Annotated in this window: 22 protein-coding genes; 6 read left to right on the forward strand and 16 right to left on the reverse strand. The window is 73.0% G+C overall.

Features of this window, described 5'->3' with window-relative positions:
* The first annotated feature begins 19 nt into the window (after nt 1–19).
* From GSF22_RS12230 to GSF22_RS12255, 6 genes are all read left to right on the forward strand, one after another.
* Complete coding sequence (locus tag GSF22_RS12230) at nt 20–1,039, forward strand: substrate-binding domain-containing protein (protein ID WP_208813657.1); 1,020 nt, start codon at nt 20–22, stop codon at nt 1,037–1,039.
* 4 nt (nt 1,040–1,043) lie between these two features.
* On the forward strand, nt 1,044–2,588 hold the full coding sequence (locus GSF22_RS12235; protein ID WP_208813658.1) for a sugar ABC transporter ATP-binding protein: 1,545 nt from the start codon (nt 1,044–1,046) through the stop codon (nt 2,586–2,588).
* Entirely contained in the window at nt 2,585–3,040 is a 456-nt protein-coding gene (gene rbsD, locus GSF22_RS12240) for a D-ribose pyranase (protein ID WP_208813659.1), read from the forward strand. The genes GSF22_RS12235 and rbsD overlap by 4 nt, the downstream gene beginning before the upstream one ends.
* Nucleotides 3,041–3,084: 44 nt before the next feature.
* Nucleotides 3,085–3,792 (forward strand): deoxyribose-phosphate aldolase, encoded by a 708-nt coding sequence (gene deoC, locus GSF22_RS12245; RefSeq protein WP_208813660.1) that lies wholly within the window; start codon nt 3,085–3,087, stop codon nt 3,790–3,792.
* Between the two features lie 70 nt (nt 3,793–3,862).
* Nucleotides 3,863–4,630: a GntR family transcriptional regulator gene (locus GSF22_RS12250; protein ID WP_208813661.1), complete on the forward strand. Its 768-nt coding sequence runs from the start codon at nt 3,863–3,865 to the stop codon at nt 4,628–4,630.
* A 143-nt stretch (nt 4,631–4,773) separates the two neighbouring features.
* Nucleotides 4,774–5,127 carry a hypothetical protein gene (locus GSF22_RS12255; RefSeq protein ID WP_244367224.1) on the forward strand — a complete coding sequence of 118 codons (354 nt, stop codon included), beginning with the start codon at nt 4,774–4,776 and terminating at the stop codon, nt 5,125–5,127.
* On the opposite strand, the gene GSF22_RS12260 is transcribed toward GSF22_RS12255, so the two are convergent.
* The 16 genes from GSF22_RS12260 to GSF22_RS12335 all read right to left on the reverse strand — a co-directional run bounded on the left by GSF22_RS12260 (nt 5,116) and on the right by GSF22_RS12335 (nt 21,980).
* A complete protein-coding gene (locus GSF22_RS12260) occupies nt 5,116–5,454 on the reverse strand; it encodes a hypothetical protein (protein WP_208813662.1) in 339 nt (112 codons plus the stop codon). The genes GSF22_RS12255 and GSF22_RS12260 overlap by 12 nt on opposite strands.
* Nucleotides 5,455–5,517: 63 nt before the next feature.
* Entirely contained in the window at nt 5,518–6,885 is a 1,368-nt protein-coding gene (locus GSF22_RS12265) for a condensation domain-containing protein (RefSeq protein WP_208813663.1), read from the reverse strand.
* Between the two features lie 480 nt (nt 6,886–7,365).
* A complete protein-coding gene (locus GSF22_RS12270; RefSeq protein ID WP_208813664.1) occupies nt 7,366–7,902 on the reverse strand; it encodes a DinB family protein in 537 nt (178 codons plus the stop codon).
* An 82-nt stretch (nt 7,903–7,984) separates the two neighbouring features.
* The gene (locus GSF22_RS12275; RefSeq protein ID WP_208813665.1) at nt 7,985–9,106 is read right to left on the reverse strand and encodes an acyl-CoA dehydrogenase family protein; all 1,122 of its coding nucleotides are present in this window, start codon (nt 9,104–9,106) and stop codon (nt 7,985–7,987) included.
* Between the two features lie 5 nt (nt 9,107–9,111).
* Nucleotides 9,112–10,080, reverse strand: a complete 969-nt coding sequence (locus GSF22_RS12280; protein ID WP_208813666.1) for an amidohydrolase family protein — start codon at nt 10,078–10,080, stop codon at nt 9,112–9,114.
* A gap of 8 nt (nt 10,081–10,088) precedes the next feature.
* Nucleotides 10,089–11,126 carry an aldo/keto reductase gene (locus GSF22_RS12285; RefSeq protein WP_208813667.1) on the reverse strand — a complete coding sequence of 346 codons (1,038 nt, stop codon included), beginning with the start codon at nt 11,124–11,126 and terminating at the stop codon, nt 10,089–10,091.
* 11 nt (nt 11,127–11,137) lie between these two features.
* Nucleotides 11,138–12,373 carry an acyl-CoA dehydrogenase family protein gene (locus GSF22_RS12290; protein WP_208813668.1) on the reverse strand — a complete coding sequence of 412 codons (1,236 nt, stop codon included), beginning with the start codon at nt 12,371–12,373 and terminating at the stop codon, nt 11,138–11,140.
* A gap of 31 nt (nt 12,374–12,404) precedes the next feature.
* On the reverse strand, nt 12,405–13,466 hold the full coding sequence (locus tag GSF22_RS12295) for an LLM class flavin-dependent oxidoreductase (RefSeq protein WP_208813669.1): 1,062 nt from the start codon (nt 13,464–13,466) through the stop codon (nt 12,405–12,407).
* On the reverse strand, nt 13,459–13,758 hold the full coding sequence (locus GSF22_RS12300; protein ID WP_208813670.1) for a hypothetical protein: 300 nt from the start codon (nt 13,756–13,758) through the stop codon (nt 13,459–13,461). The genes GSF22_RS12295 and GSF22_RS12300 overlap by 8 nt, the downstream gene beginning before the upstream one ends.
* A gap of 26 nt (nt 13,759–13,784) precedes the next feature.
* Entirely contained in the window at nt 13,785–15,008 is a 1,224-nt protein-coding gene (locus GSF22_RS12305; RefSeq protein WP_208813671.1) for an acyl-CoA dehydrogenase family protein, read from the reverse strand.
* Nucleotides 15,005–15,349 (reverse strand): hypothetical protein, encoded by a 345-nt coding sequence (locus GSF22_RS12310; protein ID WP_208813678.1) that lies wholly within the window; start codon nt 15,347–15,349, stop codon nt 15,005–15,007. The genes GSF22_RS12305 and GSF22_RS12310 overlap by 4 nt, the downstream gene beginning before the upstream one ends.
* Nucleotides 15,346–16,530, reverse strand: coding sequence for an acyl-CoA dehydrogenase family protein (locus GSF22_RS12315; RefSeq protein ID WP_208813672.1), 1,185 nt, complete (start codon nt 16,528–16,530; stop codon nt 15,346–15,348). Before GSF22_RS12315 ends, GSF22_RS12310 begins: the two co-directional genes overlap by 4 nt.
* Nucleotides 16,531–16,580: 50 nt before the next feature.
* Nucleotides 16,581–18,305, reverse strand: a complete 1,725-nt coding sequence (locus tag GSF22_RS12320) for a dipeptide ABC transporter ATP-binding protein (RefSeq protein WP_208813673.1) — start codon at nt 18,303–18,305, stop codon at nt 16,581–16,583.
* A 50-nt stretch (nt 18,306–18,355) separates the two neighbouring features.
* A complete protein-coding gene (locus GSF22_RS12325; protein ID WP_208813674.1) occupies nt 18,356–19,300 on the reverse strand; it encodes an ABC transporter permease in 945 nt (314 codons plus the stop codon).
* Nucleotides 19,297–20,274: an ABC transporter permease gene (locus tag GSF22_RS12330; protein WP_208813675.1), complete on the reverse strand. Its 978-nt coding sequence runs from the start codon at nt 20,272–20,274 to the stop codon at nt 19,297–19,299. The genes GSF22_RS12325 and GSF22_RS12330 overlap by 4 nt, the downstream gene beginning before the upstream one ends.
* 92 nt (nt 20,275–20,366) lie before the next feature.
* Nucleotides 20,367–21,980: an ABC transporter substrate-binding protein gene (locus GSF22_RS12335; RefSeq protein ID WP_208813676.1), complete on the reverse strand. Its 1,614-nt coding sequence runs from the start codon at nt 21,978–21,980 to the stop codon at nt 20,367–20,369.
* Nucleotides 21,981–22,913 lie beyond the last annotated feature (933 nt).

Raw genomic sequence — 22,913 nt, forward strand, 5'->3', positions numbered from 1 at the left:
CCCACAAGGAGTCACCCCGATGACGCTCTCCCTCCGGCGCCGGGTCGCGGCCGCCGCGACCCTCAGCCTCGCCCTGCTGACCGGTGCCGCCTGCGGCGCGGTCACCCCGGCCAACACCACCGCCGCCGGTGACGGTGGATTCCAGCTCGCCGGGTACATCAAGGAAGCCGTCGAGAAGGGCGGACCGCTCAAGATCCGGCTCAGCTACCACGACCCGTCGCTGGCCTTCGCCGTCCCGATCCGCCAGGGCATGGAACGCGGCGCCAAGGAACTCGGGGTCGAGGCCCAGATGATCGGCCCGACCGGCGGCAGCGCCGCCGACCAGGTCGCCGAGCTCCAGACACTGATCAACCAGAAGCAGATCCACGGTCTGGCGGTCTCCTCGGCCAGCAACGACGCCCTCAAGCCGGTGATCGCCCAGGCGTACGACGCCGGCATCCCGATCATCTCGTTCAACACCAACAACCCCGAGTCCAAGCAGATGGGCTTCGTCGGTCAGGATCTCGTCGCGTCCGGCACCTCGCTGGCCAAGGAACTGCTCGGGGTACTGGGCGGCAAGAAGGGCAAGGTCGTCGTGGTGTCGGTCGACTCCGGCGCCGGCTGGTCCAACGACCGGTTCTCCGGCTTCCAGGCCGGGCTCAAGGACTCCGGCCTGGAGATCGTCGGCCCGGTGAACACCGGCAACGAGCCCAGCGCGGCCTACAACACCATCGAGTCGACGATGGCGGCCCAGCGCGACGCGATCGCCCTGGTCTCGCTCGACTGCTGCAGCTTCACCGCCGGTGCCAAGTGGCTCCAGCAGTCCGGCAACGCCGGCAAGATCCACGCGGTCGGGTTCGACGTGCAGCCGCAGACCGTCGAGTACCTCAAGTCCGACGTGATCGACCTGACCATCAGCCAGGGCCCCGCCGAGCAGGGCTACCAGGCGGTCAAGCTGCTGGCCGACTACCTGAAGAACGGCACCACGATCAAGGACGTCGACACCGGCGCCCTCGTCGTGACCCGCGACAACGTCGCCAGCGTGCCGGTGGAGGGCTGATCCGATGACCAGCCCGGCCACGATCGACGCTCCGACGACCGCCGCCATCGCGGTGACCGGTCTGTCGAAGCACTTCGGAGCCGTCCGCGCGTTGCAGGACGTGACCCTGAGCGTCCCCGCCGGCAGCCTCACCGCCGTGATGGGCGAGAACGGCGCCGGCAAGTCGACCCTCATGAAGATCCTGGCCGGGCTGGACTCCCCGACGACCGGCACGGTGCAGGTGGCCGGTGAGCAGGTCCGCCGTTTCGACCCGGCCACCCTGCTCAGCCGGCACCGGGTCGCCCTGGTACCCCAGGAACTGGCCCTCGCCCAGGACCGGACCGTCGCCGAGAACATCATGCTCGGTGCCGAACCCGGGTCCCGGCCGTTCCCCGACCGGCGCCGGATGGACCAGCGGGCCGGCGAACTGCTGGACCGGCTCGGCCTCGCCGTGGACCCGCGCGGCACCGTACGGCACCTCGACGCCGCCTCCCAGCAACTCGTGGTCATCGCCCGCTCGCTGGCCCGCGAGGCCCGGCTGGTCATCCTCGACGAGCCGACCTCGATCCTGTCCCCGGCGGAGTCGGAACGGCTGTTCGGAGTGATCCGTGCGCTCCAGGCCGACGGGGTCACGCTGCTCTACGTCTCGCACCGGATGCCCGAGGTGTTCGCCCTGTCCCAGCACATCCACGTACTGCGGGACGGCCGGCACGTCGGGTACTGGCCCACCGACGAGGTGACCCCCGACGAGGTGGTGGCGGCGATGGTCGGCCGGGAACTGGCCGCCGAGTCCCGCCGGGCGGACCGTCCCGCGCCGACAGCGGGGACCGTTCCCCGGCTGCGGATGCGGGGCGTCTCCGGTACCGGATTCACCGGCATCGACCTCGACGTGGCGCCGGGCGAGGTGCTCGGGGTGGCCGGCCTGCCGGACAGCGGCCGGGTCGAGCTGCTGCGCGGCATCTTCGGCGCCGACCCGCTCAGCGGCGGGGAACTCTCGCTCGACGGCGAACGGTTCACCACCCGGGCGCCGCGTGACGCCATCCGGGCCCGGGTGGCGTACCTGCCCGGCGAGCGCCGGCAGCAGGGGATCCTGCCGACGATGAGCGTCGCCGACAACGTCACCATCCTGACCCTCGGCCGCCGGCAGCGGTTCGGCCTGCTACGGCGGCGGGCGCTGCGACGCGACGCCGACGCCCGCGCCCGCGACCTGCGGGTGAAGACGTCGACCACGGCCCAGGGCATCACCGAACTCTCCGGCGGCAACCAGCAGAAGGCACTGCTCGCCCGGTGGCTGTCGATCGAACCCCGGCTGATGCTGCTCGACGAACCCACCCGGGGCGTCGACGTCGGCGCCAAGGCGGAGATCTACCGGTTGTTCCACCACCTGACCGACTCGGGTGTCGCGATCGTCGTCTCCTCCTCCGACCTGCCCGAGTTGCTGACCGTCAGCGACCGGATCGCGGTCCTGGCCGCCGGGCGCCTCGTCGGGATCGTCCCCGCGGCGGAGGCCACCGAGGAGAAGGTCATGGCGCTGGCCACCGGCGCACACACCATGAAGGAGAACGCATGAAACGCCGAGGACTGCTCAACGCCGAACTGTCCGGGGTGCTCGCCACCCTCGGCCACACCGACCTGCTGCTGGTGGTCGACGCCGGGTTCCCGATCCCGCGTACCGCCCACCGCATCGACCTGGCCGTCGCCGAGGACCTGCCCACGCTGACCACGGTGCTCGACCTCGTCGCCGACGAGATCATCGTCGAGGGCGTCGTGGTGGCGGAGGACGTGACCACCCACAACCGGCCGCTGGCGGACTGGCTGGGGCAGCGCTTCCCCGGGGTGGAGCTCTCCACCCGGCCGCACGCCGAGATGCTCGGCGAACTGGCCCACCAGGCCAAGGCGATCGTACGGACCGGCGCGTTCAACCCGTGGGGCAACGTCGGACTGGTCTGCGGTGTGGACGTGCCGCGCTGGTTCGACGAACCCGGGGTCGTCGTCCCGGACTACTACCGGGACCGGATGTAGCAACCAACCCGCACCACGACGCACCAGCACACTTGGAGAAGAACGTGAGCACTGCCTTCCTGACCGACGCCGAGGTCACCCCCGCGACGTTGGCGCCCTACATCCAGCACACCCTGATCGACGTCGGCATCACCCGGGACCGGATCGTCGCGCACGCCGAGGAGACCCTCCGGTACGGGTTCAACGCCGCCATGGTGCCCGGCTCCTGGGTACCCGAGGTCGCGGCGGTGCTGCGCGGCACCGGTGCCGGGGTCGCCTCGGCGCTGGACTTCCCCACGGTCGGCGTGACCACCAGCGCCGGCAAGGCCGCCGAGGCGGAGAGCCTGGCCCGGGCCGGCGCCACCCAGATCGACATCGGGGTGCAGATCGGCTGGCTCAAGAGCGGCCGGTACGACGCGTTCCGGTCCGACATCGCCGGGGTCGTCCGGGCATCGGGCGTACCGGTCAAGGTGATGCTCGAACTTCCGCTGCTCACCGAGGCCGAACGGGAGGCGGCCGTCGAGTTGTCCATCGAGGCCGGCGCCGCGTTCCTGAAGAACGCCAGCAGCGGCGCGGTCGAGGTGGCCAACCCGGAGAGCATCGCCTACCTGGTGGCCCGCGCCCCCGAGGGGGTGCAGGTCAAGGCCTCCGGTGGGATCAAGTCCTTCGCGCAGGCCGTGTCCCTGCTGCACGCCGGGGCGGTACTGCTCGGCACCAGCGCCGGGGTGGCTATCGTCACTGACAACGTCAACGAGCACACCACGAGCTACTGACCGTCCGTCGCCCCTCGACATCCGCCACCGTCGCGGGGTCGAGGGGCGACGGCCCCCACGGGAAGGCGCCATGTCCGACCAGTTGAGCCCCAACGGGCCGAACGAGCAGCTCGACCGCGACGCGCCGGCACCGCTGCACGCGCAGGTGTCGGAGCAGATCCGGGCCCGGATCCTGTCGGGCGAATGGCCGCCGCACTACCGGCTGCGCAGCGAACCGGAACTCGCCACCGACCTCGGCATCTCCCGGGGTACGCTGCGTCGCGCGCTCGCCACGCTGATCCGCGACGGCCTGCTGGTGCAGGTACGCGGGCGGGGCACCTACGTCACCTCCACCGCCATCGAGCCGTCCATCGCCCAGAAGCTCACCACCCTGTCGGAGGACTTCGCCCGGCAGGGCGTCCAGGTCACCACGCAGGTGCTCTCGCACGAGGTGATGGCCGCCCCGTCTCCGGTGGCGGCCCTGCTCGACCTGCGTCCCGGCCAGTCGGTGCTGCGCCTGGAACGGCTCCGGGCCACCGGCGCGGGACCGGTGGCCTGGCTGGTCAACTACGTCCGTACCGACCTGGCGCCCGGTCTCGACCAGGCCGACCTGGCCGACCGGTCCCTGTTCGGCCTGCTGGAGAACGACTACGGGCTGAAGATCAGTACCGGTCGACGGACGTTCACCGCGACCGCCGCGTCGGGTCGGGTCGCCACCGCGCTCGGGGTACCCGACGGATTCCCGCTGCTGTACCTGGAGCAGATCACCTATCTCGACGACGGCCGCCCGATCGAGTACTCCGACGTGTGGATCCACAGCGACCGGATGCGGGTCACCTCGCTGCTCAGCCGCCGCTGAACCGACGCGTCGGGCAGCGGCGACCCGACGCCGTCAGCCCGGTTTCCGACACGTGAGCTGGCCAACGTCTGGCTGGGGAAACGGTTTACCCGGAACCCGGATGGTGAAGAGTAGGGGAAGCAACCACGACCAGGAGGGCCCTGATGTCCGAGAGCAGGCACGACCACGACCGCCGGCCGGCTGACCGTCCCGACGGGGTGACCGACCCGCTGCTGTGGCGACTCGCCCTCGACGTGGCCGACGCGCACGCCCCCGACGGCGACGGCGGCTGCCACAACCTGCTCTGCGCTGACCAGCCCTGGCCGTGCCCGGCCTGGCAGAGTGCCCAGCGGGCCCTCCAGGTGGCCCAGGCCCCGCAGGCCCGGTCCGACCGGCGCGACGACCGGCCGGGGGCCGACAGCGACTGGCCGGGCGGGCCCGTCACCCGACGGCTCCGGCCGGCCGTTCCGCCGGAGCAGGCCCACCGGGGACAGGACCGGGCCGCGTCAGCCGCCTGAGCCGGCCGACGGGCACCGACCGGGCGCAGGGTCCACCCGGATCCTCCTCCGGCCGGTCAGCCGCCGATCCACCCCGGTGAGGATGTCGGCCACCTCCGCCGCCGGGAACCTGACGACGTGGTGCCCGGCCTCCTCGATCAGCACCAGCGCGGTCGTCCCGGTCCGGAAACCCCACCCCCGGTAGCGCTCCTGGTGGTACCCGGTGCCCGGGTCCCGTTCGCCGACCACCGAGACGGCCGGGGCGCGCAGCGGGTCGACCCGCCGGTGCAGGAGGTCGGTGGAGTAGTCCTCGGCGGCCTGCGCGTCGTGGCGCATGGCCCGGATCACGGTTCGGCGGTGGTGGCGCGTTCCGTGGTGGACCGGTGGAGGCGCGACGGCCCGACGGCGGGCTCACAGCCAGGGCCACGGCACCTCCCCGAAGGCGGCCTCGACGAGCAGCCGCTCCAGGTCCCGCAGGAACCGCCCGATGGCCTCCGGTGGCAGGTGGGCGGTGTCGGCGGTGAGCGCGAGGCCGAGCCCGCCGGGGGCGTCCAGGATCTCCACCCGGGTTCGCCAGGTGAACCGGGTGAAGCCGCCGGTGCGGGTCAGAGTGGTGGCGGCCATGGCCCGGCGGACCGCGCCCTCGTCGGTGGCGTGACGGAACAGGTCGACGTCGGTGGCGAGCCGGATGTCGTTGAGGTAGCAGTGCGGGCTGATCCCGGTCGCGTACGGGAAACCGGCCCGCGCGTACGCCTCGGCGATCCGGTCCGGGTCGTAGTAGGCGTGCCGGTAGGCGGCGAAGGCGGCCTGCCACACCCGGGGCAGCAGGTCGTGGAAGCAGGGCCGGTCCGCCACGTCGACGACGACCAGGCCGAGCTGGTTCAGTTTGGCGATCGCGTCGGCGTACCCGTCGGGCGACCGGTTGTTGGACATGGTGTAGACACCGACCGTGCCGTTGCCGCCGGTGCTGCGCTCGGTCCACCGTGCGACCACGGCGGCGGTGGCCGCGAGCAGCACCGTCGAGCTGGTCACCTGGTGCCGGGCGGCGATCAGCCGGGTGGCGGTGTCGGCGGCGGCCGAGGTCAGGACCGCGCGCTGGAACCGGGGCTCCCGGGGCGGCCCGGCCTCGGCAACGGTGTCGACGGGCAGCCGGGCGTACCCGTCGACCCAGTGCGTCACGGCCCGCTCGGCGCGCCGACGGTGGTACTCGTCGCCCTCCCGTAGCGCCACGTCGACCGACTGGAGGCCGGCGGGCGTACCGACCGTGCCGCGCAGCAGCAGCATCCGCAGGTCCCGCAACACGATCTCGGCGGCCCGGAAGTCCACCGTGGTGTGGCTGAACACCACCACGACCTGCCGGACCTGGTCCCCGGCGAGCACGAGCGCGAACCGCTGCGGCCACTCCTCGGCGTGGTCGAACGGGGTGGCGGCCAGTCGCTCGGCAACCTCCGTCGCCGCCGCCACGTCGTCGCCGTCCGTGGTCCGCACCAGGTGCACCGGTAGTTCCCCGGCCCCGGAGACCGCCTGCCGGTGTTGCCCGTCGACGGTGCGCAGCCGGGTGCGCAGCGAGTCGTGCCGGACCACCAGGTCGGCGACGGCCCGCAGCACGCGGGCGGGGTCGGCGGCGGCCCGACGCGGGACCGGCACGACGCGCCGGATGCTGATCATCGTCTGCCCGGGTCCGTGCCGGCGCAACGCGGTCCAGATCGCGTGCTGGCCCCAGGTCAGTGGCGCCGACCGGTCGGCCCCGGCCCCGCCGGCGTCGAACGGTACGGACACACGCCCGTCCGTCGGTGGCATGGTCGCCGCCTCGACATCAACCACTCGTACCCTCCACTCAGGTGCCGCCCAGTATGGCCATGTCGATGTCCCACGAGCACCCACCGGAAAGGGCTTTCCTATACCCGTTCGGCCAGTCCCGTGTTCCCGTGCGGTCACCACCTGGATACCTGCGCCACCGCGACGCCCGCGTCGCACCCCGGTCGGTCCCTGCCCGCCGTCATGGTGCCCACGCGGTGGGTGGTGCTGGATCGGCTGCCGCGTACCCCGAACGGCAAACTCGACCGGGCCGCGCTGCCCGGAACCTCCCCGTCGCCCCCGGCCACGGCGCCGCCGACACCAGCGGTTCGGCGTACAGGTGGAGCTGGACACCTTCTTCGACCACCCGACGATCGCCGAGATCGCCGACGTCGTACGCCCGCACCTGAGGTGTTAGGAAGGGCCCCTTCCTATACCGAAAGCGATAGGAAGGGGCCCTTCCTAACCGGTGGACGGGTGCGCCGCCGCACGCAGCAGCCGGAGCTGGCCGATCTCCGCCACGTTCTTCATCAACTCGCTGTTCACCCAGGCGACCAGGTGGGCGACGGTGTACCCGGAACCGGCCGGCCACGGGAACGAGACGGCACCGTCGAGGTCGGCGTCGGTGATCCGGTCGAGCAGGTCCCGCCACTGCGTGTCCAGGTCACGCAGCCAGGACAGTGCCGGCTCGCCGGCACCGGGCCAGTCGACGTCGGTGTGCGGTCGCACCGGATGCCCCCGGAGCTGGCCGACCGCGTTGCCCCACCACCAGCCGATATGCCAGACCAGCCAGGAGATCGTGGGCACCGGGACCGGGTCGGGCTCGGTGTCCGCCCAGTCCGGTACCCACCGGCCGTCGGGCGCCCGGCGCACCGTCCAGCAGTGCGCGGCCGGCTCCCAGTGGAAGTCCGCCGGCTCCAGCCGCGCCAGGTGGTACGTGAACAGCTCCCAGGTCAGATCGAACTGCCACCGCAGGGGCACACCGACAGGTACCGACATCCGGGCAGCATCACACCGGACGGTGGTCCGGTCGACCGGATTACGCCCCTCGACCCACCACTTCGCCCTGCTGTCGTGCCGGTCAGGCCAGGCCGGCGAGGTGCTCGAAGTGTTCGGCGCGCATCGCCTCGGAGAGCCCGCGTACCTGGAGGAAGAGCGCCGCCCGCGCCCACACCTGCACCGGGTCGCCGGTGAGCAGACCGGCCCCGCCCCGCGCGACGACCGCCGCGTTGGTGGCCCGGACGGCCAGGTGGACGCTGCGGGCCCGCCAGTACAGCGGGCTCCGACCGGGTGCCGAGGCGTCCGCAGCGCTGTCCGGTCCGTCGGCGAGGGTACGGATCAACGCGATCTCGTCGGCCAGCGCGTGCAGCCCCGGGCTGTCCGGGTACCGCTCCAGCGCGAACCCGACCGCAGCCCGGGCCAGCCCGACCGCACCCGGGTGGCTGCGGGCTCCCGTCGTACCGTCCGCAGCCGACCACCCGGCCACGTCGACCACCTCCGTCACCCGGGTGTCCGGCACGACCAGGCCGCCGAAGTCCAGCGCCACGGTCCGGGCGCCGTCGATGGCGGCCATCGTCAGCGGTCGGGACCGGAGAGCCGGGGCATCGCCGTCGACCACCGACCGGGGTACGTCGACGACGGCGAAAACGATCCGCTGCCGCGCCTCGTCGATCGCACCGACCAGCGCCAGATCCACCAGCCCGGCCCCGGAGAACCACGGCGCGGTGCCGTCGAACCGCCACCCGCCGGGCACCTGGGTCGCGGTGACGGTACGCCGACGCGGCCAGGTCCGGACGTGGCCGAAGGCGGCACCGCCGTACCGCTCGCCCCGGGCCAGCACCGGCAGCAGCGCCAGCAGCTCCGGTTTGCCGGACCGCAGGATCGCGCCCACCGGGGTGGCGTGTTGCGAGGCGATCAGGTGCGTGGCCGGGCACGCCCCGGCGAGCAGCTCGAACGCCTCCGTGGCCACCTCCTCCGGGACCGGCGCGCCGCCGTGTTCGGCTGGTACCGCCAGCCCGAACAGCCCGGCGTCGGCCAGGGCGGCCAGGTGCCCGGCGGGTACCGCCGAGGCGTCGACCGCCGGGGCGGCCGGGGCGATGGTCGTCCCGACCACCCCGGCGATCCGGTCCAGCACCGGGTGCACCGGTACCGGCCCGAAGCGGGTCCGGACCCGGTCGATGACGGCTGGCTGGTCGTTGCCCATCCCGGTCACCCGGCGGCGGCCGGCACGGCGGCCGGGCGCCGGTGCAGCAGCTTCGCCGCGTTGCCGCCCCGCACCAGCGCCTGGTCGGTCGGGGAGAGCCCGGCGCCGTCGAGGGCGTTTGCCACCCGCTGCGGGTCCGCGTCCACCTGGTGCGGGAAGTCGCTGCCGAGCAGCACCCGGTCCGCGCCGAGCACCGAGACGAGGAACGCGACGTTCTGCGGGTCGAAGCCCATGGTGTCGAAGGAGACCTGCCAGCGCCCGTCGGCGGCGGCCAGTCCGCCCCGGGCCCGCCACACACCGGCGATGCCCAGCGCCCCGATGCCGAGCGTGGTGAAGACGATCCGCAAACCCGGGATGCTGTCCAGCAGGCCCCGGTGGATCAGCGAGAGCAGGGCCACCCCGTTGGCCAGTCCCCGACCGTACGACGAGCCGAGCTGGCCGGCCTGCGCGATCAGCGCCGGGGTCAGGCTGGTGCCGGTGGGGTGGACGAAGACCGGCACGCCGAGCCGGGCCGCCTCGGCGAGGGTCGGCACGGTCTCCGGGGCGCCGAGGAAGGTGTCCGCCCGGGCCGAGTCGACCACGATGCCGGACAGGCCGAGTTCCTCCACGGCCCGCCGGGTCTCCGCTGCCGCCCGTTCCCCGTCGAAGGCGTCGACGGTGGCCAGCCCGAGCAGCCGACCGGGGTGGTCGCGGACCCCGCCGGCCAGGTAGTCGTTGAGTTCGGCGATCTCCTTCGGCCGCGCCGGTGCGGTGTCGTAGTCGGCGAACCGGGAGGCGGCCGGGAGGCTGAGTACCCGGGTGTCGACGCCGACCTGCTCGGCCACCTCGACGATCCGGTCGAAGCTGCGCAGGATCTCGTCGTGCCGGAGCTGGTCCCGGCGACGTTCCTCGGAGACCCAGGAGGGTGGCGGGACGAACTCCTGACCCGGGTACCGGTAGTGGGCGTGGATGTCGATGACGGGCTGGTGGGACATGGGGTCTCCTAGACCAGGTGGCGACGGCGGACGGAAGGGTCGGTCAGCGACGGCGGCTGGTAGCCGGCGTCGGCGGGGTTGAGGGTCACGCCCGGCGGGACGATGGCGTCGATCCGGTCGAGCAGGTCGTCGTCAAGGGTGACCTTGACCGCGCCGAGATAGCTGGTCAGGTGCTCCAGGGTGCGCGGCCCGATGATCACCGAACTGACCGCCGGATGGTGCAGGACGAAGGCCAGCGACAGGTGGATCAGCGACAGGCCGGCCTCGTCGGCCAGCCCGGTCAGCGCGTCGACCGCCGCCCGCTTGAGCTGGTTGGCCGCCAGCTCCGGGTCGTGCCGGGCCGCCTGTCGGGCCACCCGCCGGGACGGACCCGGATCGGCCTGGCCGCGCCGGTACCGCCCGGACAGCCAGCCGCCGGCCAGGGGGCTCCACGGCAGCACCCCGAGGCCGTACCGCTCGGCCAACGGCAGCACCGCGCGTTCCGCGCCCCGGGCCAGGATCGAGTACGGCGGCTGTTCGGTCACCGGCCGTTCCCGGTTGCGCCGCTGCGCGGTCCACTGCGCCTCGACGATCTCGTGCGGTTCGAAGGTGGACGTCCCGAAGTACCGGATCTTGCCCTGGTGCACCAGGTCGGACAGCGCGCCGAGAGTGTCGTCCAGGTCGGTGTCCGGTTCCGGCCGGTGCACCTGGTACAGGTCGACGTGATCGGTGCCGAGCCGACGCAGGCTGTCCTCCACGGCCCGGTGGATCCAGCGCCGCGAGTTGCCCCGGTGGTTGGTTCCGTCGCCGATGGCGCCGTGGAACTTGGTGGCCAGTACCACGTCGTCGCGGCGGCCACCGGTCAGCGCCCTGCCGACGATGATTTCGGACTCGCCCTGCGAGTACACGTCTGCGGTGTCGACGACGTTGATCCCGGCGTCCAGGGCCGCGTGGATGATCCGCACGCTGTGGTCGTGGTCGGGGTTGCCGTTGGCCCCGAAGTTCATCGCACCGAGGGTCAGCGGGCTGACCCGGACCCCGGTGCGCCCGAGTGGGCGGTAACTCATGCCGTCTCCTCCTAGAACAGACCGGTGGTCGGCGGTTCGGCCCCGGTGAGCAGGTGCGCACCGACCACGCCGGCCTTGTGGTGGCGGGGGTTGTGGTTGGCCACCGTGCGCGCGTTGCGCCAGTGCCGGTCGAAGTTGTGTTCCCGGGCCGTGGCCGACCCGCCGCCCACGTCGAAGAGCAGCTCCGCGCTCTTCAGCGCCGACTCGACGGCGAGGTACTGCGCCCGGGCGACGTCCACCGAGGCGGTGGTGAGCAGCCCGGCCGGTTCCTCGGCGGCCAGCGCCCGGTCGATGGAGTCCGCTGCGTGCAGGACGGCCGCCTCGGCGACGAACGCTCGGGCGGACATCTCCCCCACCGCGTGCTGGATGTACGGGTCGTCCACCGACCGGGTGGCCGAACTGTGTTTGATCGGCCGGGACCGTTCCCGGGCGAACCACACCGCGTCGGCCACCGCGTTGCGCGCGATGCCCGCCTCCACCGCCGCCAGGAACAGCTGCTGGAAGGCGGTGACGTGGCTGCGGGGCTCGCCGGGCCCGGTGACCGGGCGGGCCCGGGTCTCCTCCTCGCTCTCCACCCGCACCCCGTCGAAGGTGGTGGTGCCGCTCGCGGTGAGCCGCTGCCCCATGCCGTCCCAGTCGTCGAGCAGGGTCACCCCGGCCCGGTCGGTGGGGATCACCACGGTGACCCGCTCGCCGGCCTCGTCCACCGCCGAGACGCTGACCCAGTCGGCGAAGAGCGTGCCGGTGCAGTAGTACTTGCTGCCGTCGACCCGGTAGCCGTCCCCGGCACGGCGGATCCGGGTCCGGATCACCCCGTTCGGCGCGCCGATCTCCCCGTTGGCCAGGCCGAACAGGTCACCGGCGAGCACCCGGGGGAACCACCGGCGGCGCTCCTGCTCGTCCGGTGACCGCAGCAGCCCCTCCACGAACCCGAAGTGCGGGCGGACCGACTGGGCGATGTTGGAGTCGGCGGCGGCCAGGTCGAGGACGAACCCCATCACCTGCCGGATCGACGCGCCCGGGCCACCGTAGGCGCGCGGCACCCGGAAGGTGCCGAGTCGGGCCGCCGCCAGGTCCCGCACCAACTGGTACGGCAGTTCACGCTCGCGTTCCCGCTGCGCCGCGCCGGGCGCCACCGTCCGCAGGTACGCCTCGGCCCGGACGGTCAGCTCAGCCACGTCGCGCACCTCGTCCGCTGCCGCCCCGGCACCGGCCCCTCCGCTGATGACACCGGTCACCACTGTCATGTTCCCCATCTCCCTGTGCTTCCCGGCTCGACTAACGGAACAGCGGGATGACGCCCTCGCCGAAGCGGTACGCCTCCTCCAGCAACGGGGCACCGGACACGATGAAGTGCCGCACCCCGACCGAGCGGTACTCCTCGATCCGCTCGGCGACCTCCTCGTGGCTGCCGACCAGGGCGGTGCTGCCGCCCCCGCCACCGACCAGCCCCAGCCCGGACCAGATCGTCGGGTACGGGCGCAGCCGGTCCGGGTCGAGCACCCCGGGGTTGAGCGACTGCACCCGGCGCTGCCCGACCGACGCCCGCCGGGCGAGGTCCCGCTGCCGGCGTTCCACCTGCTCCGGGGTGAGCCGGGCGAGGATCCGCCCGGTCTCCGCCCAGGCGTCCTCGGACCGGTCCCGGGAGATCACCTGGATCCGGATGCCGAACTCGACGGTGCGTCCGTGCCGGGCGGCCAGTGCACCGATCCGTTCGACGTGTTCGGCGGCCATCGGCGGGGTTTCCCCGTACATCAGCTGCACGTCGGCGTGCCGGGCGCCGACCTCGGCCGCCTCGTCCGACAGCCCGCCGAAGAAGATGGTCGGCGGTCGGGTCACCGGTGCCGGCCGGCCACCACCGACGACCCGGTACCAGTCACCGGCGATGTCGTACCGCTCGCCGCGTAGTTCGGCGCGGAGCACCCGGAGGAACTCGTCGGTACGCCGGTACCGGTCCTGCTTGGAGATCTCGTCGCCGTACGCCTGCTGCTCGGGGCCCTCGCTGCCGGTGACGATGTTGACGTCCAGCCGGTTCGCGAAGAGCTGCTGGAAGGTGTCGATCATCTGTGCGGTGAGGGTGGGCAGCGTGTACCCGGCCCGGAACGCCACGATGAACCGGATCGTCTCGGTGGCCTCGGCGGCCAGCGCGGCGGTCAGCCAGGTGTCCCGGCTGGCCTGCGAGGTGGCGAGCAGCAGCGAGGCGAACCCGTTGCGTTCGGCGGCCCGGGTCACGTCGCGCAGGTAGCCGGGATCGGCCGGCCGGGCACCCGGGTCACCGCCGTAGTGCCGCTGGTCGGCGTGCATCGGCAGGAACCAGTGGAAGACCGGCTGCTCACCCATGCCGGGCCACCAGGGTGCGGGCGAGGGTGTGGCGCAGGTACTCGTTGACCCGGTTCACCGCGCTGGTGGGTACCGGCAGGTCCGGACCGAACAGCAGCTCGACCGGGGCGCTGAGCACCCGCAGCGAGATGCCGCCGGCCCGGGTGTCGGAGACCAGGCGGGCCAGGTCGTCCAACCGGGCGTGGTCCAGCCCGGCGGCCAGCCGCCGACCGGAACCGGCGACGTCCCACCACGGGGGACGGTAGTGGGTGTGGAAGTCGACGAGGTCGACGTCATCGATGGTGCTGGTCATGATCTCTCGCAGGGTTGGGGCGGCGGTCACAGCGGAGCGTCGCCGGTGGATTCGAGCAGCCACGCCAGGAACGGCGGCGGGGTGCCGTTGAGGTGGTGGTCGCCGACGTAGTGCCGCCGCCACCGGACCGGGTCGTGCAGGGAGTGGGTCCGGGCGTTGCGCCAGTACCGGTCGAAGCCGGGATCGGCGGCGAGCAGCGCCGGGTCGGCGAGCCCGGTCAGTCCGTCGGCGGCCAGCGGCCCCAGGTCGTACGCCAGACACTTGGCCTCGTCGACGGCGATGCCGACGGCGAGGGCGCCCGCGTCGGTGGCCGGGCCGGCGGCGACCACCTCGTCGATCAGGTCGGCGGCCCGGCCGATCAACGCGGCGGTGGCGTGGATGTCCAGCACCAGTTCCTCCCGCCAGACCCGGAACCGGTGCCCGTCCGGGCCGGCGAGGACCGCCGGGGCGATCCGGTCGGCGGTGGCCAGCGTCCCCTCGGCGATGCCGAGTTGGATCGCCGCGTGGGTGAGCTGGCTGCGCGAGTACCGGAACGCACCGGCCGCTTTCGGTCGGCCGGTCGCGGTAAAGACGTGCCGGGCGTCGACCCACACGTCGGTCAGTTCGGCGCTGCCGCTCACCGTGGCCCGCTGGCCGAAGGCGTCCCAGTCGGGGTGGACGACCAGGCCGGGGGCGCCCTGCCGGACGAACGCGGTGGCGGTCCCGCCGTCCGGATGGGCGGCGCTGACCGGCACCCAGTCGGCGGTCAACGCGCCGGTGCAGAAGGTCTTGAACCCGGTGATCCGGTAGCCGTCCCCGTCGGGCACCAGGGTGGTCCTCGGCGCGGTCCGGCCACCCTTGCCGCGCTCGTGGCCGGCGTTGCCGAACCGGGCACCGGCGAGCGCGGCCCGGAAGAAGAAGCCGGCCCGCTCGTCGTCCTCGGTCTCCAGCCCGAACAGCGCCCCGAAGTGGTTCTGCGGAACCTGGGCCAGCGCCGCGTCGGCGGCGGCGAGGATCGCGAAGACCCGGGTCAGGGTGTGCTCGCCCAGTCCCGGCCCGCCGAACCGGGTCGGCACGGTCAGGCCGAGCAGTCCGGAGCGGCCGAGCAGCTCCAGTTCCCGGTACGGCACGGCCCGGTCGGCGTCGCGCAGCGGGCCGAGTTCCCGCCACCGCGCGGCGAGCCGGTGCGCGGCGGCGACCGCCTCGGCGTGGCTGCGGGGTGTCCGGCCGGGTACGACGTCGGGCAGGTCCACCGGCGGGCTCAGGGTCACCGGGCCCACCCCGCCCGGTAGCTGCTGGCCGGCCGGGCCAGACCCAGATGGTCGCGCAGGGTCGTGCCGGTGTACTCCTTCCGGAACAGGCCACGCCGTTGCAGCTCGGGTACCACGTGGTCGAGCGCGAAGGACGGTCCGGTCGCCACGTTGCCGCGCAGCAGCAGGCCGTCGGCGAGGAACTCCGCGTCGAGCAGGCCGCGTTCCGCCTCCCGGGCCACCCGCTGGTAGTGCCCGACGTCGATCCAGGCTCGGGGGTTGCCGCCCGGGGACCGCCAGGCGGCGGGGTGCGCCCCGGCGGGGAGGGCGTTGACGTTGAGGTGCAGTTCTCGGTCGGTCATGTGTCCTGCTCGGGTCGCGGGTCCGGTTGGTGGTCGAGGGTGTCCAGGCCCCAGCGGGGTGGGTGGCGCAGGGCGTGGGTACGGAAGTCCCGCCAGTAGCGGTCCAGGGCGAACCGGCCGGACGTGCCGCTGGCGCCGAGTACCCCGACGACCGAGGTGATCAGTGGGCCGATCCGCTGCCGGGCGTACCAGCGGGCCAGCACCACGGCGCGCGGCGGCGCCCCGCCCGGCGTCCCGTCGGCGGTGGCGACGGCGGCGAAGGCGTCCCGGGCGAGCAGGTGCAGCGCGCGCTGCTGCGCGTACGCCTGCCCGAGGACGGCAGTGGTGTGCGGGTCACGCGCCGCGCTGTCCACCCCGGACTCGTGCCAGGGGCGGGCGTGGTGGACCAGGAAGTCCCGAGCGGCGGCGAGGAACCCGTCGAGCAGTCCCACCTCGACCGCGATCCGCAACGCCTCGTCGAAGACCGGCCAGGTCGGCTGCCCGGTCAGCGGTCGGATCCGGTGGGCCGGTACCGGCAGCCCGGTCAGGCGCAGTTCGGCGGTCGGCGCGGCACGCAGCCCGAACGCCGGCGGCTCGGGCCCGACGACGACCCCGGCCGGCTCGGTCCCGGACCCGTTGTTCGGGGCGGCGGGTCCGGTGACGATGCCATCGGCGGCGACGTCGAGCAGGGCGACCACGTCGTGGCCGTCGACCCGCAGGCCGGCGAGGACCACCTGCCGGGCCAGGGTCGCGGGCGGTTCCAGCCGCCAGGTACCGGTCAGCACCAGCCCGCCGGGACCGCTGGTCACCGGTACCACCGGCACCGTCGGCGTGGCCAGCGCGACCGGGCCGGTGCCGGCGGACGATGCGCCGGACGGCACCACCGGGCCGGTGCAGGCGAGCAGACCGCCGGCCGGCGCAGCCGGGTCGGTGCCGCTGTGGAATCCGGCGGCCAGCGCCCCGGCCCGGTGGATCCCGGCGACCAGGTGGGCGACTCCGGCGTCCACCCGGGCCAGGTCCCGGACCCGTCGGACGGCCCGCAGCCGGGCGGCCGGGGTGTCCAACGGGGTACCGCCGGACCATTCGGCGCGGTCGAGTAGGGCGTGGACGGCCGGGTCGAGGTCGGCGTCCCGGTCGCGGTGCACCGCGCCGGCGGCCAGCGTGGCCACCAGCCCGGCGTCCCTGTCCTGCTCTGCGGGCAAGACCCCGCCTGCGGCCGGGTCGGTGCGCACGGTGCCGGCTGCCCGGGCCATCAGGCGGCCCGCCCGGTGGCGCGCGTGCCGAACCCCTGCCCGGGGATCGCCGCGAGCAAGGTCCGGGTGTACCCGTGTCCGGGCCGGTGGAAGACCTGGTCGGCCGGCCCGATCTCGACCAGCCGGCCGGCCCGCATCACCCCGACGCGGTCGGCGACCTGGCGGATGACGGCCAGGTCGTGGGAGACGAACAGCAGGCTCAGTCCCAGTTCGACCTGAAGGTCGGCGAGCAGGTCGAGGATCTGGGCCTGGATGGACACGTCCAACGCGGAGACCGGTTCGTCGCAGACCAGCAGCTCCGGCGACGGGGCGAGGGCGCGGGCGATGGCCACCCGTTGCCGTTGCCCGCCGGAGAGTTCGGCGGGACGACGCTCGGCGAGGTCACCGGGAAGGCCGACCTGGTCGAGCAGCTCGCGCACCCGCCGGCCCCGGGCGGACCGGTCGCCGATGCCGAAGCCCACCAGGGGCTCGGCGACGATCTGCCGGACGGTGAGCCGGGGATTCAACGACCCGTACGGATTCTGGTAGACCAGCTGCGCCCGGGCCCGCAGTCCGCGCAGTCCACGCCGGTCGACGTCGGCGATGTCGGTGCCGTCGTAGGCGATCCGTCCGGCGGTCGGCGGGGTGAGTCGCAGGATCAGCCGGGCCAGGGTCGACTTGCCGGAGCCGGACTCCCCCACCAGGCCGAGAGTCTCGCCCCGGCCGATGGTCAGCGAGACGTCGTCGACCGCCCGGAACCAGCCCTGGTTGCGGTCGGTGTGCGGGACCCGGAACTCCTTGGTCACCCCGTCCACCCGGACCAGGTCCCGGCCGCTGGTCGGCGCCACCGGCGCGCGGTGCCCGCCCGGTTCGGTGACCGTGGCGCCCGGCGTGCTCCGCCCGGCCGGCCGGCTCCGACGCCGCCGCCCGGCCGCCAGGCTCGGTGCGCTGGCCAGCAACATCCTGGTGTACGGGTGACAGGGTGCGCCGAGCACGGCGTCGGGCGTGCCGGACTCGACGATCCGGCCGTGCCGGAGTACGACGATCCGGTCGGCGCGGTCGGCGGCGACCGCGAGGTCATGGGTGATGACGAGGACGGCGATCCCACCCGAACGGGCCAACGCGGACAGGTCGTCGAGGATGACCTTCTGCACGGTGACGTCGAGCGCGGTGGTCGGTTCGTCGGCGACGAGCAGCCGGGGCGCACCGGCCAGGGCGGCGGCGATCAGGGCCCGCTGGCGCATGCCGCCGGAGAGTTCGTGCGGGAACTGCCGGGCCCGGGCTGCTGGTTCCGGCAGGCCGACCCGGTCGAGCAGCTCCACCGCCTGGCGGGCGGCTTCGGCCCGGGATGCCGACCGGTGGATCCGGATCGACTCGGTGACCTGCGTACCGATGCGGTGCAACGGATTGAGGCTGGACATCGGATCCTGTGGGATGAAGCCCAACGACCGGCCCCGGACCTGGTTGAACCGGCGTTCCGACAGCCGGGCCAGATCCAGCCCGTCGAAGCCGATACGACCGCCGACGATCCGCCCGGCCGCGGGCAGAGCGCCCAGCACCGCGTGCGCGATGCTGCTCTTGCCCGATCCGGACTCGCCCACCAGGGCGACGATCTCGCCGCTGCTTACCGACAGGTCGGCCTGCTCGACGGCGCGTACCCGGCGTCCGCCGACCAGGTACTCCACGGTCAGGTCTTCGATCGTCAGCAGGTCCGGTGCTTCGTCCTGCGGTACGGCGGGGGTCATCGGGCGGCCTTCCGGTCTGGTCTCGGGGTTCAGGAGGTGGGTGACCGGCATCAGAACGCACTCACCTGATGGCGGTTGACCGACCGGGCGATCCGGTTGGCCGACAGGACGGTCGCGGCGATGACGAAGCCGGGGATGCTCGCCATCCACCAGGCTGCGGCGAGGTAGTCCCGGCCACCGGCGACCAGGCTGCCCCACTCGGGGGCCGGTGGTGGCGCGCCGAAGCCGAGGAAGCTGAGCGCGGACACGCTCAGCAGCGCCAGGCCGAGTTCGAGGGTGGCCAGCACCAGCACCGGTCCGGCGGTGTGGGGCAGGATGTGCCGGGCCAGCAGCCGCAGCCGGCCGATCCCGGCGAAGGTGGCCGCCTCGACGAAGGCGCTGCCCCTGATCCGGAGCACCTCGGCCCGCATCACCCGGGCGAAGGACGCCACGTTGCCGATGCCCACCGCGATGGCGATGTTGACCGTCCCGAAGCCGAGCGCCGTGATGAAGGCCAGCGAGATCAGCAGTGCGGGTACCGCGAGCAGCACGTCGACCACCCGCATCAGTACGTCGTCCACCCAGCCGCCCAGGTAGCCGGCGAGCAGCCCGAGTAGCGAGCCGACGACCAGTCCGACCAGGACGGCGACGACGACCGCCTGGACCGACTCGGCGGTGCCGTACACCACCCGGGTGAACAGGTCGCGGCCGAGGTTGTCGGTGCCGAAGAGGAACTCGCTGTCGGGTGCGGTGAGTCGCGGCCCCACCGGGCGCAGCGGGTCGTGGTCGGTGAACAGTTCCGGTACGGCGGCGGCGAGCGCGACCAGGGCGAGCACGGTCCAGGCGAGGAGCAGGCCGGGCTGTCGGGCCAGTCTGGCCAGGGTGGGTCGGGTCCGGCGCGGCGGGCGGGGGCGGACGTCCGCTCCTCCGTCACCGTCGGCCCGGGCTCCGGCCGTCGACGGGTCGACGGGGGGTACCGGTTCGAGGCGGGGCAGGACCTGCTCGGTCAGGCTCATGTCGCCACCCCGGCACGCAGCAGGCCGGTACGGCGGGCCGTACGGAGCTGGATCCTCGGGTCGATCACCGGGTAGAGCAGGTCGACCAGCAGGTTCACGCCGACGAAGACGACAGCGGCGAAGACCACCGCCACCAGCACCACCGGGGTGTCCTGGACGTTGACCGCCCGGACGGTGATCGCCCCCACGCCGGACCGCGAGAAGACCGTTTCCATGATCACAGAACCGCCGACCAGGTGTCCGGCCGTCATGCCGAGGGCGGTGACCACCGGCAGGACCGAGTTACGCAGGGCGTGCCGGAGCAGCACCCGGCTCCGCGACGCGCCCCGTGCCCGGGCGGTCTCGACGTACGGGGCGTGCAGGGTGGCCTCCAGGCTGCGGGACAGGATCTGCGCGGACATCGCCGCAGTCGGTACGGCCAGCACGAGCGCCGGCAGGACGAGGCTGCGTACCCCGTCGTTGCCGATGGCCGGGAGCAGTTGCCAGCGGAAGGAGACGACCTGGATGAGCAGCAGGCCGATCCAGAACGTCGGGATCGACACCCCGACGGCCGGCAGGGCGAGCAGCGCCTGCCGCAGGAGCCGCCAGCGGGTCCAGGCCGCCAGCAGTGCCCACCCGGTGCCGGCGACCAGGCCGAGCAGCAGTGCCGCCCCGGCGAGCTTGAGCGTCTCCGGGACCGCTTCGACGTACATCGACAGCGCGGGCGCGCCGGTCTGCGTCGAGGTGCCGAAGTCGCCCCGCAGGGCGTGCAGCAGCGCGGTGGCGTACTGCCCGACGACCGGCTGGTCGAGTCCGAGGTCGGCGCGGACCCGGGCCAGTTCGGCCGGGCTGAGGGTGGCCCCGTCGCCGCCCACTCCGGCCTTGCTCAGCGCGGCGTCCCCGGGCAGCACGTAGAGCAGGAAGAAGGTCGCCGTGAAGGTCGCCCAGAGCACCAGCAGCGCGTGCCCGAGGCGCCGGAAGGCGTACGTGATCAACGTGTCACCTCTCTTTCTCCTGGGGTGGGGCCGGATCCCGGCCCGGCGGGGTACCGCGGGGAACCGTTCGCCGGTTCCCCGCGGTACCGCGGTCAACTGGTGAACTGCGCGTCGTAGAGGATGAGCGAGCTGTCGTCGAACTCGACGCCGGTGAGCTTCCGGCCGGCGCCCCAGAGGTTGACCATGTCGAAGACCGGGATCTGGTACGCCCGTTCGACGAGCACCCGCTGGATCTCGTCGAGCACCGTGCGCCGCTCGGCCGGGTCACCGATGGCGACCTGCCTCTGCAACAGCGCGTCGAGGTCGTTGCCCGGGGCGAGCCGTGACTTGTTGAGCGTCTTCGTGGAGAAGAGGATGCGCAGTACGTCGCCGTCGACGAGGGCGCCACTCCACCGGTGTACGTCGTAGTCGCCGGCCACCAGCGCGGTGTCGAACTCCCCGGTGGACAGCGGCCGGAGCGCGAAGTCGATGCCGACCTCACGGACCTGCTGCTGGATCACCTCCAGGAAGGTCTGGTTGTCCGGGTTGCCGACGAACGAGGCGGTGATCGTCAGGCGCTTGCCGTTCCTGGTCCGGATGCCGTCCGCACCGACCTGCCAGCCGGCCTGGTCCAGCAACGTGCGGGACCGTTCGGGGTCGTACTTCAACGCCTCGGGTTGGGGCAGGTGGAACGGGTTGGCTGCGGTGAGCGAGCCGGTGGCCGGGAAGGTGAAGCCGTTGTGTGCGGTCTCCACCAGCTTCCTCCGGTCGATCGCGTGGGTCAGCGCGACCCGGACGGCCTCCTCGTTGAGGATCGGCCGGGAGGTGTTGACCTCCAGGGAGACCGCCGGTACCCGGTTGACCGCCTTGAGCAGCTGCTGGCCGGCCTTCTCCAGCACCGGACCGTCCTGCCAGGAGATGGACTGGGCCAGGTCGAGTTGGCCGCTGCTGATCGCCCCGGTGCGTACCCCCGCCTCGGGCACGATCCGGAAGACCACCTTGTCGAAGGCGGCGGCGCCGGTCCGCTTACGGGCCTTCGACGGCCAGGCATAGTCGGCCCGACGCGCCAGGGTGGTCTGCTCGTTGTAGACCGCCTCCTTGACCAGGTACGGGCCGGAGCCGATGACGCCCTCGCTGCACCGCTGCTCGGGCGTCTTCGCCACCGAGGCCGGCGCGAGGATGCCGAGCTGCCAGGACGAGGTGGCCTGGAGGAACGCCGCGTTGGGCTTGTCGAACTCGATCCTCACGGTGAACTTCTCCGGCGTGCTGATCGCCCTGATGCCCTGGACGAACGCCGCGCCGGTGGCCGCCCTGATCCCGGCCAGGGCCTCGAAGTTGGCCTTGACCACGCTGGCGTCGAAGACCGACCCGTCGCTGAACGTGACGTCGTCGCGGAGCTTGAACGTGTACGTCGAGGCGTCCGGGCTGATCTCCCAGGACGTGGCGAGCCACGGCTCGATCCTGGCCAGGTCGACACCGTTACGCTCGGTAAGCGAGTCGACGATCTGCCGACCGATGGTGCCGCCGTAGCCGTAGTTGTCCTGCTGCGGATCCCGGCACTCGGTCTCCTTGGCCAGACCGACGGTCAGCGTGCCGCCCGCCCCCGCAGCCTCGGCGGTCGGATCCCCGGCGGTACCGCAACCTGCGGCGACGGCCAGGGCGGTCACTGCGGCGACCAGGCCGGTCAACCGGTACCGGGCGGTGTGGTGTCGTGTTCGGCCAGTCATGGTGTTTCTCGGTCTCCTTGCGAGTGGAATGCCGTCTCGTACGGTGGATTCAGGCGGTGTGGCCGGCGGTGGCGCCGGCCAGGGACGCGGCGGCGAGCCGGAGCGGCTCGTGGGCGGCCCAGGCGTAGAGGTCGAAGTCCCGGTCGCGGGCGGGTGGTGCGGACCGACAGGTGCCGACGGACCGGATGCCGGGGCACGGTCGGGGCAGGACGAAGCACCTCGATCGGTCGCCAGCGACCGACGAGGATCAGAGCGGGAGGACGGTGTCGTACGGCGGCCGGACGGCGGGCTCGGCATCGACACCGTCCGCCGCCGCACCGGCACCGGCGGTTCGTCGGCGCCGGACGGCGTGGGCCGTCAGCGCCGGGCCGCCGACGCCGCTACGGGATCAGCGACTGGCTAACGACACAGACCGCTGGCGACGCGCAGGAGGTCCACCACGCGCCGCTCGGTCAGGACCAGGCCGGGCTGCATGGCTGAATATTCCTATCGGGTTAGTAGGAGTTGCAAGCTCCTGCCCAGCAGGTGGGACCAGACGCGGAACGTCGCATCCTCGGACACCGGCGCCCGACGACCTCCCGTCACCCGCCAGCCGTCACGCCCGGCGACAACCCTGCGACGGATGGTCGCACCCGCAGGTGACAGCGGCCCGTCATGCCCGGTTATGCCGGATCGGGGCGACCCGACGACCGCCCCGGTGCAGCGGCCGGACATCCCCCGCCTCCACCGGGTTGCGACCACCGACGTGATCGGCGTCATGCCCGCCCAAGGTGCAAGGAAGGGCCCCTTCTTATCGCTTTCGGTAGGGCGGTTTCTGGGGGTCGTCGCAACACCTGATGGCTTATGTGGTTGTCAGTAGATCACGCAGACGCTCGGCTGGGTTGTCCCAGCCGAGCGTCTGTCGTGGGCGGCCGTTGAGTTCCTGGGCGACGT

The sequence above is a fragment of the Micromonospora echinofusca genome, from assembly GCF_017614955.1.
Classification (GTDB): domain Bacteria; phylum Actinomycetota; class Actinomycetes; order Mycobacteriales; family Micromonosporaceae; genus Micromonospora; species Micromonospora echinofusca_A.